Origin of the sequence: Roseateles sp. 22389 (assembly GCF_052044995.1) — a bacterium.
In the GTDB taxonomy this organism is placed as follows: domain Bacteria; phylum Pseudomonadota; class Gammaproteobacteria; order Burkholderiales; family Burkholderiaceae_C; genus Roseateles.
In genome coordinates, this window is sequence record NZ_JBQEOF010000021.1 from 97,362 (window position 1) to 109,907 (window position 12,546).

The 12,546-nt window shown below is 62.7% G+C and carries 2 protein-coding genes, 2 tRNA genes and 3 rRNA genes (1 of these 7 cut by a window edge); all 7 read right to left on the bottom strand.

Annotation, left to right across the window (positions count from 1 at the left end):
• Nucleotides 1-19 precede the first annotated feature (19 nt).
• Nucleotides 20-2,248: a penicillin-binding protein 1C gene (gene pbpC, locus ACTJKJ_RS23020; RefSeq protein ID WP_440822317.1), complete on the bottom strand. Its 2,229-nt coding sequence runs from the start codon at nt 2,246-2,248 to the stop codon at nt 20-22.
• On the bottom strand, nt 2,245-8,001 hold the full coding sequence (locus ACTJKJ_RS23025) for an alpha-2-macroglobulin family protein (protein WP_440822319.1): 5,757 nt from the start codon (nt 7,999-8,001) through the stop codon (nt 2,245-2,247). Before ACTJKJ_RS23025 ends, pbpC begins: the two co-directional genes overlap by 4 nt.
• A gap of 203 nt (nt 8,002-8,204) precedes the next feature.
• Nucleotides 8,205-8,317, bottom strand: a 5S ribosomal RNA gene (gene rrf, locus ACTJKJ_RS23030).
• Nucleotides 8,318-8,472: 155 nt separating this feature from the next.
• Nucleotides 8,473-11,353 (bottom strand): 23S ribosomal RNA (locus ACTJKJ_RS23035).
• A 306-nt stretch (nt 11,354-11,659) separates the two neighbouring features.
• Nucleotides 11,660-11,735 (bottom strand) — tRNA-Ala (locus ACTJKJ_RS23040).
• 19 nt (nt 11,736-11,754) lie between these two features.
• Nucleotides 11,755-11,831: transfer RNA gene (locus ACTJKJ_RS23045), tRNA-Ile, on the bottom strand.
• Between the two features lie 182 nt (nt 11,832-12,013).
• Nucleotides 12,014-12,546: ribosomal RNA gene (locus ACTJKJ_RS23050) — 16S ribosomal RNA — on the bottom strand; it runs 996 nt beyond the window's last position.
• Together the 16S, 23S and 5S rRNA genes with 2 tRNA genes alongside form the textbook arrangement of a ribosomal RNA operon.

Consider the following 12,546-nt stretch of genomic DNA (forward strand, 5'->3'; position numbering starts at 1 on the left):
GCGGTCAGGCGGGATGGGTTCACCCCGGCGAGGAGGCGCCCGCGCCGGCCTGCGGCGCCCCGCGGCGCGTGGGTGCTCGCAGCCCCGCACCGCGCACCTCGAACCGGACTTGCTGCAGCACATGCCCGCGGTTGTCCAGCAGCGCGAGTTCATGACGCCCCGGCATCGGCAGCCAGTCCAGCGTTGCCCCCTGGCCAATGACGCGACCATCGAGGCGCCATCTGGCCGTCGCGCCGCGTTCGAGCCGCCCCTCATGGGTGAAACGAAGCCGCTGCGCCGCCGGCGGGATGTCCGGATCCAGGGCGTAGATTGCCCCGTCGGCGGGATTGCTGAGCGCGACGGCCGTGCCGGCGGACTGGATCACCGCCTGTTCGGTCCCGGCGATGAACCACTCCCGGCGCGGCGGCTCCTGCGCGCTGTCGAATCGCGTCTGCCGAGCGACCACCCCGCGGGGGGGATCGACCGACTCGGGCAACCGTCCCGCGTGCAAGGCCAGCATCACCTCGCGCCAGACCGGCGCGGCGCCGCTCACACCGGAAACCTGCTGCATCGCCTCCCCGCTGGAGTTGCCGACCCACACGCCCACGGTGTAGCGGCTGGTCCAGCCGACGCACCAGTTGTCCCGCATGTCCTTGCTGGTACCCGTCTTGACCGACGCCTGGAACGGCAAGGCCAGCGCGCTGGAAAGGCCGAAGGTGAGCGCCCGCGCGTTGTTGTCCGCCAGCACGTCGCCGACGATGAAGCTGGCCTTGGGGTCCGCGACCTGACGGGACGACGCGTGCTTGGCGCCCGCCGCCCGCTGCCCGCCCGGCAGCGCCGGGTCGGCATACCTGCCGCCGTTGGCCAGCGCTCTGTAGGCGTTGGTCAGCCCCAGCAAGGTGACGTCCGCGCTGCCCAAGGCCAGCGAGGGCCCATAAAAGCCGCCCGTCTCGGGCAAGCGCAGCCCGAGGGCGTTGAGACGTTCGAAAACCGCCTCTGGCGTGAGCATCAGCGAGAGCCGCACCGCCGGGATGTTGAGGCTGCTGCCCAGCGAAGCCCGCGCGCTGACCCAGCCGCGATACTGCTTGTCATAGTTCTGCGGCAGATAGAGTCCAGCCGCCGTCGCGATCTGGGCCGGTGAGTCGTCCAGCAGGCTCGCCGCCGTGATCAGGCGGCGCTCGATCGCCAGTTCATAGAGGAAGGGCTTGAGCGTCGAGCCGGGCTGCCGCCGGGCCAGCACATGATCCACCTGCGCCGACTCCGACAACTGGCTGCCGCTGGAGCCGACCCAGACCCGGACTTCGCCGCTGGCGTTGTCGAGCACGAGGACCGCGCCATCCTCGACCTGCCGACCAGACAGTTCCGCCAGATGCCGCCGCAGCGACTGGACGGCGACCCGCTGCCAGGTGGCGTCCAGCGTGCTGCGCTGCGCCGCGGGTCCGCCCGGCTGGAGCGCCAGGCGGGCGAAATGCGGCGCCCACTGCGGTGCGTCGGCCACCGTCAGCACCTTGCGACGCAGGACCGCCCCCACTTCGTCCACGAGGCCATCGCAACTCTGGCGCATCGCGCGCAACACGCCGCAAGCCCGCGCGCTGATCGTCTCCACCGGCGAATTCGGCCCCCGCAGCATCGCGGCGAGCATCGCTGACTCCCGGGCGTCGAGTCCGCTCGCCCGCTTGCCGAAAAGCGCTTGCGCGGCGGCCGGCACGCCGACCAGTTCGCCCCGCAAGGGCACGCGGTTCAGATAGGCCTCGAGGATCTGCGCCTTGGTCCACTGGGTCTCCAGGCGACTAGCCACCCACGCCTGCCCCAGCTTCTGCCGGAAACTGCGGCCCCCCCGGCGCGCCAGGTCCTCGTCGAGCAGACCCGCGAGTTGCATCGTCACCGTCGAGGCCCCACGCGTACGCGTGTTCCATAGGTTCGCCCAGGCGCTGGAGGCGACTGCCGACCAGTCGACGCCGCTGTGCTCGTAAAAGCGCTGATCCTCGGACAACAGCATGGCCCGCAACAGCGACGGCGACATGTGCTCGACCGGCACCCAGGCGAGGACGCGGCGTTTCGGATCCAAGCGGACCGTCTGCAGGACCTCGCCGCGTCGGTCCAGCAACTGGAAGTCCGACACCGGATGCGAGGCGCGCGTCTGCGCGAAGGTGGGCAGCGTCTGGGCGCAGGCGCCTCCCAACAGTCCCACCAAGCCGGCGACAAACACAGCGCCCCGCTTCGCCGCTCGTGCAAAGCGGGCGCGCGAGCAGTCGCCGGCCCCGTTCAAGGCGCCACCTCCAAGGTGGCGTTGGGCAGCTCGCCGAACCGGTCGGGCGAGTACATCGCTTCGGCGCGTGTGGTCGGCATCTGGAAGCGCCCGGCATTGTTCAGGCGCACCGTGTAGGTCAGCACATGTCGACCGCGCGGCAGATAGCCGAAGTAGGCCCGCCACGCGCTGAAGCTGCGCTCGATGAAATCGGGCCAGGCCTCACCCTCGGCGCGTTCTCCCTGGCTGTCGATCGTGCCCTCGAGAACGGCGGCGCCGGTCGGCAACGGATCGCTCAACACCACCCAGGACATGTCGGCCGCCGCCTCGACCTCGAGCCGCACTCGCATCACGTCGCCACGCGACCAACGCGGCGCCGCCTTCTGAGACACCGCCGTGACGGTCCGCTTCACGGTGTATCCCGAGTTCAGCGGCGCTTTCAAGGGAACGGCCGACAAGGCCTGGATCGTGGCCCAGGGCTTGCCCTCGCCCGACTGCTGGACCGACAAGGTGGCCTCGCCCGAAGCGGGCCAGGGCAGACGCAGTTCGCCGCCACCGGGATTGCCTGTCCAGTCCAGCGTCGCGGAAGCGGTGGCGAGCTTGGCCTCGGTTCGCCCCTTCACCGCCTGCGATTCGAAGCGAGCGGAGAATTTTTCCAATGCGAGGGCCCCCCAGAGGTTCGCGGTCGTATTGAACCAGGCCCCTCGTTCCTGACGAGCGAGCGCGCCGACGACCAGCCGCGGCAGGTCCTCCTTCCATGCCGGATCGTCGACCAGCGCGAGGATCGCGCGCGCCGCCGTGGCGTCACCGCTGCCCATCAGCCACCAGGCATCACCCTCTTCGTTGACGAAACGCAACGTGGTTCCCGCGAAGCTCAAGCGGCTTCGCAACTGGTTCTGCGCCGCAGCGATCTGGGCAGCGCGGTCCGGCGCCGAGGCCATCCTCTGATGCAGCACCAACCAATCGATGACGGCGCTGGTGGGCCAGTTCGGCAGGTTGCGGCCGTCCACCGTCCCCAGCTGCCGCACCGTCGCCTTGTCGTGGCGCGCCAGCGCGGCCAGGGCGGCAATGCGCCGCGGTTCCTCGTCGGGCCGAGGCGACCAATGCCGACGTTCGATGCGCCCCTCCACGAAGGCGGCCAGGCCGTCGAGGGCCTTGGTGAGCTGCGTCGTAGGCAGGGCGCGCCCCGACTCCTGCGCGGCGGCCAGCAGATGGGCCGTCAGGACGTCGCTCCCCTGGGTGAGATGGCGCGACAGCGGGAAGTAGGCAAAGAGCCCATCGCTGTCCTGGTAGCTGGACAGCTGTCCCATCAGCCCCGCCCATGCGGCGTCGTCGTGCAAGGCGATGAATCGCGAACTCTGCTGCTCAAGGCAGGTGAACGGGTATTGCTCGAAGTAGCGCCTGACGCCGGGCAGCGCGCTCGACAGCCGAGGCTGAAGCCCGATCTGCAGTCCGCCACGTTTGACGCCCTGCGCCGGCAAGGCGTCGGCGGGAGCGGCGACGGGAAGGCTGAGCGGACCATCGAGTTGACGCAGCGTCGCCTGGAGCACCCGCAAGGGCACCGCCGCCTGGACGGCTTGCGTCGTCCGCATGGCGTCCTTGGCTCGCGCGCCGCCCTGTTCCTCGGCTTGCGCTTCCCAGACGATGCGCTGCGCGCCTTCGGGGATCACGATGTCCCAACCTACTTCCTGCGCAGCGCCCGCCGCCAACTTCACGAGGCGTGCTTCCGTCGGCACCGGTTGCTCCCCGGCCTCCAGGCTGGCCTGACCCTTGAGACTCACGCGCAAGTCCATTGCGCGCTGCGTCGCGTTGCGCACCGTGACCATGGCCTGGACGCGATCGCCTTCGCGCACGAGCGGCGGCAGGCCGGAGAGCAGCTGGAGGTCCTGGCTCACGTTGATGCTGCCCTCCCCCGTGCCAAAGCGCTGCCCGGGCGCGTCCGCGACGGCAACCAGCCGAAAGCGCGTCAGCGAGTCGTTCAGCGTCACCTGGACGAGGGCTTCGCCCTGCGCGTTCAGCTTGACCACCGGCTGCCAGGCCAACAGCGTGTCGAAGAGTTCCCGCGTGGCGAAGCCACCTCCACCACCGGCCGCCACCGCTTTCCGCCCGTAATGGCGCCGACCGACGATCTCGCTGTGCGCGGTCGCTGTCGTCACGCCCCAGGCGCGGCTCTGGACCATGCCTTCCAGCAGCTTCCAGCTCGGGTTCGGTGCCAAGGCCAGCAGGCCTTCGTCGACCGCGGCGAAAGCGATCTGCGCGTCGGGGACCGGCTTGCCATCCTGCGTGACCCGAAGCTTCACCTGCGCACTCTGGCGAACCCCGTACTGGGGCTGCTGAGGCACCACCTCGACCTGCAGACGATGCTTGGCCTGCCCGATCTCGATCGCCGCCATGCCGAACTTGAAGGAGGGTTTGGACAGGTCGACCATGGCCGTCGGCGGCTGGTAATCGCCGGAGGCCCGCCACTCACGCCACCAGTTGACCGGCTCGCGCCATCCCCAGGAGAAGAACGAATACCAGGGCACGTCACGCAACCGCCCCCGAAGGACCATCACGCCGACGTAGGCGTTCGGCGTCCAATTGCGGTCGATCCTCAAATCCAGCCAAGGATCACGCCCCGAGAGCCGCCGTACCTCGCTGTGGAGCACCCCTTCGCGTTCGACCGTGATCAGCGCGGTCGCCTCCCGGTAAGGCATGCGCACCTGGAAGCGTGCCGTCTCGCCCGGTTCATAGCGACGGCGTTCCGGGATCACGTCGATGCGGTCGTCGTTGTCCTGGGCGAACCACAGTTCGCCGGCTCGCGTCACCCACAACGAGCGAGCGGCGCGCGCCGTGCGGCCCCCCTCGTCCGTCGCCGAACCGAGCAGTTCGACCTGCCCGCCCTGTTTCAGCTTGATTTCGCAGCGCATCAGTCCCATGGCGTCGGTCTTGCCGCTGCAGAGCTCTCCCAGGTCCTTCAGTTGGCGCTGATGCTCGTAGGCGTAGAAGCCTCCCACCAGACGCTTGCGCGTGCTCAGCGTCTGGATCTGACGCGCGCCCACGCTGATCTTCTGATTGGCGAGCGGCTTGCCGTTCGTGTCCAGCGCCACCGCCTGGATCTGCAAGGGCTGTCCGTTGGCGACCCAGCTCGGTGCGCGCAGGCCCACGACCACGTTCGCCGGCCACACGACTTGCGAAGCCGCACGCGTGTGCGTCTGGCCATCGGGATCCCGGTAGTTCAGCTCCACGCGCAGCTCGGATGGCCGGTCCACGGTGCCCTTCAGCGGCACCTTGAACTGGATCCCGCCTTTCGCGTCGGTCTGCAAGGCGAGCTTGTCGAGCAGCAACCGGCTCGTGCCGGCCGGACCGCCTGGAGCTTCGTCATCACCCGGGTCGCTTTCGCTCCCGCTGTCCGGCCCCTGCGCGGAGGGAGGATCGAACACGAAGTCCTCGAATCCTGGAAACTGGGCCCATCGAGCTTGCAACAGCGCACTCACCTCGGTCGCCGCCTTGGCCATCGGACCACCGGCCATGAAGTTCAATTGCGCCGCCCAGGATTGCTCCTGCGCACCGGGGGCAGGAGACTTCGGTGGAATCAGTCGCGCATCGACCAGCGGCACGCGGAACTCTTCCACCTTCACGCCGCCGCTGTCCCAACTCCGCGGTCCCGACGTTTCGCCGCTGCGCTCCATCACGAAGCGATAGCGTCCCAGCTTCGCGTCCGCGGGGACCTTCCAGGAACTCACGGCGTAGCGTGCCCCCTCCCAGCGCAGGTCCAGCGAGGCGACATCCTCGCCCGTCCCTTCGAACTGGATCCTCAGCCTGTTTGGCAGTTGATCCGCGGAAGGGTCGGAGAGACCCTGGACCGTCTCCAGACGGAAGAAATGCTTCATGGAGACCGTCTCACCGGCCCGCAGGAGAGGCCGATCGGTCACCGTGTGCGCCCGTGCGGCGCGTTCAGAACCCCAGGCGACGGGCACGTTGAAACGCCACGGCTCGATGCCACGACTCCAACCGCTGAACATGAAGGCCATGTCCTGCGGCTTACCAGGCTGATCAAGCCGCGCCGTGATAAAGAGCCCCGACTCGGCAATGCACTCGCCACGCCCTCGATCTGCATCGAGGTTGGGGCGATCGATGCTTGCAAGTCCTCGCGCGTCGGTCCGCCCCGTCCACAGGGACTTGCCCCGACAGTCATACACCGACACCTGCGCCGCTTCGACCGGGCGACCTCCATCGAGCGAAGTCACCCAGACGAGGCTGTCGTCTTTTCCCAGCTTGAAGTGCAGGCCGAGATTGGTGACCAGGGTTCCGGTCCGGACGAACATCGGCTGGACGGGGTCGAGCAGCGACTGTCCGAGCTTCGGCGACTTCAGCTCGAGCACGTGATAGCCCGGTTGCGACAGCGGAACGCCGATCACGTCGATCGCCTTGTCCGGATTCGGCGGTGGTACCGTCATCGACTGCAGATCCGCCGCGCCCTTCAACCATTCGGACTTGCGGTCTTCCCATTCGTTCTGCTTGTGCAGCCGACCGTACCAACGAAGGATGTCGACGTCGTCGCTGATGCGCTTGATGCGTAGATGTCCGCCAGAACGCGGTTGCAGATCCGCTTGCACGTGCCGCATGCTCAAGGGCACGAGGCTGGGGCCCTTGGATTCCCACTCGACGATGCCAAAGGGAGCCGCCGCGAACTTGGCCAAGGGAGGCGCCGCGGCGGTCCGGATCTTCATTGGAAAACTCGCAGCATTCGAGAGCGCTCGGCCACTCTCGTCCTTGATGCCGGGAGGGAATTCCAGGACATAGTCCTGCTGTTCGGCCAGTGGCGCAGGGAAACGCAGCGAGGACAACGCGTTCGTCGAATCCTGATCCTGGTCCGTCGACAGAACCGGCGACAGGCTGACGCCGTCGGGGCCCTTCAACCTCACCTTGAGCGCTTGCTCTCTGACGATCGGCTCAGAGAAGGACACCGACAGGGGACGCACCGGTAGGCACGGCGCATTCGCGCGCTCACGTTCACAAGAGAAGTCCGCCGTCAGGGGAGGACGCACGGAGAAGTGCAACCGCCGCTCCCCACGTGTACGTACCGCCGCGTTGGATGCGCCAGCAATCCCGGGCCCCCAAACGAGACTGGCATCCGCGCCTGCGGGCAGCGGTCGTTTGCATGCCACAAGAATCCAGATCTCGCTGTCGGTATGCCGCTGCCCGACGGTTCGAAGTGCTGCATCGCGCTCCGCATTCGGCCGCAGCTCCACGGGAATGCGCTCACCAAGTGCCTTCGATTCGCACCACATGTTGGGCGCGACCGTGTCCAAGCGCGGTGTTCCGGACAGTTGGAGCAGGAAACGCTGATCCTCCTCAATACGCCCGCCTTCCCATGGCCTCACCTGTCGCACGGTTGGCGCGCTCAGCTGGAACATGAACTGTTGAGCGCCGGACCAGCCCGGTGTCGCTCCGCGCGCGGTGGGGCGGAAATCGGCGCGCGCGGTGACAACGCACTTCGCGCCGGCGGCCAATGGACGGGAGAAGTCGAAGATCCACTCGCGCTCGTTAGTCCATCGACCTGTGCCGGCGACGTCGATGCCGTCGCACCGCAGCTCGACAGGACTAGGCAATCGGGGATCTCCGATACGTGCGACCTCAGCCTTGAAACGAACGACAACGTTCTGAACCGTAGCGATTTCTCCTTGAGGAGAAACGGACGCAATTTCGGCCGCGTTACAGGACGCGCCGATCGAAAACAATGCCAGTAGCGCCAGCTGCAAAAAGCTCGCTGTCTTTCGTGCTCGATACACACTCGCTCCTCGGAATCCCGGACGAGCAAGCAGTCTATTTCGCGCAAGACTGAAAACACAGCCCCACAAAAGGGGCCATCGCATCCCCCGAAAGTCGGCCGGGTGTTCAGCGCATCATTGACGATCGGAGAGATGCCGCAGAGCGGCATCCCAAAAGCAAAAACCCCTCGACTGTTTCCAATCGAGGGGTTTGCGGGATATTAGCCTGACGATGACCTACTTTCACACGGGAATCCGCACTATCATCGGCGCTGAGTCGTTTCACGGTCCTGTTCGGGATGGGAAGGGGTGGGACCGACTCGCTATGGTCATCAGGCTTGACTGGTTGGCCGCTGCTCGTCGGGAAGACGGAGCAACAAGCCCAATTCGGTAGAGTCGAGATCAGCTTTTGATTTGATTGCGTCTTCAGGCTTGAAGAACGGTTATTCGCATGACACCTGTCTTTGACGTCGATGGGACTGTCAAAGTTATAGGGTCAAGCCGCACGGGCAATTAGTACTGGTTAGCTTAACGCATTACTGCGCTTCCACACCCAGCCTATCAACGTCCTGGTCTTGAACGACCCTTCAGGGGGCTCTAGGCCCCGGCAAGACTCATCTTGAGACGAGTTTCCCGCTTAGATGCTTTCAGCGGTTATCTCTTCCGCACTTAGCTACTCGGCGATGCCACTGGCGTGACAACCGATACACCAGAGGTGCGTCCACTCCGGTCCTCTCGTACTAGGAGCAGGCTCTCTCAATCTTGCAGCGCCCACGGAAGATAGGGACCAAACTGTCTCACGACGTTTTAAACCCAGCTCACGTACCTCTTTAAATGGCGAACAGCCATACCCTTGGGACCGGCTACAGCCCCAGGATGAGATGAGCCGACATCGAGGTGCCAAACACCGCCGTCGATATGAACTCTTGGGCGGTATCAGCCTGTTATCCCCAGAGTACCTTTTATCCGTTGAGCGATGGCCCTTCCATACAGAACCACCGGATCACTTTGTCCTACTTTCGTACCTGCTCGACTTGTCAGTCTCGCAGTCAAGCACGCTTATGCCAATGCACTATCAACACGATTTCCGACCGTATTTAGCGTACCTTCGAACTCCTCCGTTACACTTTGGGAGGAGACCGCCCCAGTCAAACTGCCCACCATACACTGTCCCCAACCCGGATAACGGGCCAAGGTTAGAACCTCAAACACACCAGGGTGGTATTTCAACGTTGGCTCCACCTGATCTAGCGACCAGGTTTCAAAGCCTCCCACCTATCCTACACAGATCTGTTCAAAGTCCAATGTAAAGCTACAGTAAAGGTTCATGGGGTCTTTCCGTCTTTCCGCGGGGAGATTGCATCATCACAAACATTTCAACTTCGCTGAGTCTCTGGAGGAGACAGTGTGGCCATCGTTACGCCATTCGTGCAGGTCGGAACTTACCCGACAAGGAATTTCGCTACCTTAGGACCGTTATAGTTACGGCCGCCGTTTACTGGGACTTCAGTCAAGAGCTTGCACCCCATCATTTAATCTTCCAGCACCGGGCAGGCGTCACACCCTATACGTCGACTTTCGTCTTTGCAGAGTGCTGTGTTTTTAATAAACAGTCGCAGCCACCGATTCTCTGCGGCCTCATTGGGCTCGGCCCGCGGGGGCTTCACCTACTAAAGGCACACCTTCTTCCGAAGTTACGGTGTCAATTTGCCGAGTTCCTTCTCCAGAGTTCTCTCAAGCGCCTGAGAATACTCATCACGCGCACCAGTGTCGGTTTGCGGTACGGTCGTCAATAGCTGAAGCTTAGTGGCTTTTCCTGGAAGCAGGGTATCACTCACTTCGTCTGCAAGCAGACTCGTTATCACCCCTCATCTAAGCCCGGCGGATTTGCCTACCAGGCACGACTACAGGCTTGAACCGGGACATCCAACACCCGGCTGAGCTAACCTTCTCCGTCCCCACATCGCACTATTGATCGGTACAGGAATATTGACCTGTTTCCCATCAGCTACGCATCTCTGCCTCGCCTTAGGGGCCGACTCACCCTACGCCGATGAACGTTGCGTAGGAAACCTTGCGCTTACGGCGAGGGGGCTTTTCACCCCCTTTAACGCTACTCATGTCAGCATTCGCACTTCTGATACCTCCAGCAGGCCTCACGACCCACCTTCACAGGCGTACAGAACGCTCTCCTACCACGCACAGTAAACTGTGCATCCGCAGCTTCGGTAACTGGCTTAGCCCCGTTACATCTTCCGCGCAGGACGACTCGATCAGTGAGCTATTACGCTTTCTTTAAATGATGGCTGCTTCTAAGCCAACATCCTGACTGTTTTAGCCTTCCCACTTCGTTTCCCACTTAGCCAATTTTAGGGACCTTAGCTGGCGGTCTGGGTTGTTTCCCTCTTGAGTCCGGACGTTAGCACCCGGTGCTCTGTCTCCCAAGCTGTACTCTTCGGTATTCGGAGTTTGCATAGGTTTGGTAAGTCGCCATGACCCCCTAGCCTAAACAGTGCTCTACCCCCGAAGGTAATACTTGAGGCACTACCTAAATAGTTTTCGGAGAGAACCAGCTATCTCCAGGTTTGTTTAGCCTTTCACCCCTATCCACAGCTCATCCGCTAGTTTTGCAACACTAGTCGGTTCGGACCTCCAGCACCTGTTACGGTACCTTCATCCTGGCCATGGATAGATCACCTGGTTTCGGGTCTACACCCAGCGACTAATTCGCCCTATTCGGACTCGATTTCTCTACGGCTACCCTATTCGGTTAACCTCGCCACTGAATGTAAGTCGCTGACCCATTATACAAAAGGTACGCAGTCACCCTTGCGGGCTCCTACTTTTTGTATGCATGCGGTTTCAGGATCTATTTCACTCCCCTCCCGGGGTTCTTTTCGCCTTTCCCTCACGGTACTTGTTCGCTATCGGTCGATTACGAGTATTTAGCCTTGGAGGATGGTCCCCCCATATTCAGACAGGATTTCACGTGTCCCGCCCTACTCTATTCGTGCCTAGTTCCACAATCGACATTTCTCATACGGGGCTATCACCCGCTATGGCCGGACTTTCCATTCCGTTCTGATATGCCAACTGCTAAAACACGAGGGCTACTCCGATTTCGCTCGCCACTACTTTCGGAATCTCGGTTGATGTCTTTTCCTCGAGCTACTGAGATGTTTCAGTTCGCCCGGTTCGCCTCGCACACCTATGTATTCAGTGTGCGATACCTCTAAACGAGGTGGGTTTCCCCATTCGGAAATCTCCGGATCAAAGCTTATTTGCCAGCTCCCCGAAGCTTATCGCAGGCTATCACGTCCTTCGTCGCCTGTAATCGCCAAGGCATCCACCACATGCACTTAGTCACTTGACCCTATAACTTTGACATCCTCAGATGTCGTCAAGGACAGATGCTCGACAACTCGAGCATTCATTGAGTATCACGCGTTTTCGCCGTTCTTCAATTTCTTCTCTGAATTTCAGAGTTGAAGTCTGGTGACGCAATCAAATGTCGCTGGCGGCACGGTGCCGAGCGCCCCTTTACGAGCGCCAGCTTTCCGCCAGCAACGCTGATTCGACTCTACGAATTGTTAAAGAACAACAGCCGACTTTCAAAGTCGAGACTGGCAAACCACAGCGTCCATTCCTGACGCTGTGGTTTGCCACCCTGTGAAGTGATTGGTGGAGGATGACGGGATCGAACCGACGACCCCCTGCTTGCAAAGCAGGTGCTCTCCCAGCTGAGCTAATCCCCCAAGATCTTGTCGATCCTCGTGGTGGGTCTGGCTGGATTCGAACCAGCGACCCCCGCCTTATCAAGACGGTGCTCTAACCGACTGAGCTACAGACCCACGCATCTCTTGCGTGCCCCTGCATCGCGCCAACCGGCAAGGCCAGCTCGCCAGGCTCACGCGTTTTTCTCACTCACTGTTGTGTGTCTACAGCCGATAAGTGTGGGCGCGCTGAACTCGCTATTTGTGGACTCGACTCTCCCAGGCAACCGAAGCCACCTGGCGGTCTTGTCATTCTCTAGAAAGGAGGTGATCCAGCCGCACCTTCCGATACGGCTACCTTGTTACGACTTCACCCCAGTCACGAACCCTGCCGTGGTAATCGCCCTCCTTGCGGTTAGGCTAACTACTTCTGGCAGAACCCGCTCCCATGGTGTGACGGGCGGTGTGTACAAGACCCGGGAACGTATTCACCGCGGCAAGCTGATCCGCGATTACTAGCGATTCCGACTTCACGCAGTCGAGTTGCAGACTGCGATCCGGACTACGACCGGGTTTCTGGGATTAGCTCCCCCTCGCGGGTTGGCAGCCCTCTGTCCCGGCCATTGTATGACGTGTGTAGCCCTACCCATAAGGGCCATGATGACCTGACGTCATCCCCACCTTCCTCCGGTTTGTCACCGGCAGTCTCATTAGAGTGCCCTTTCGTAGCAACTAATGACAAGGGTTGCGCTCGTTGCGGGACTTAACCCAACATCTCACGACACGAGCTGACGACGGCCATGCAGCACCTGTGTCCAGGTTCTCTTTCGAGCACTCTCACATCTCTGCAAGA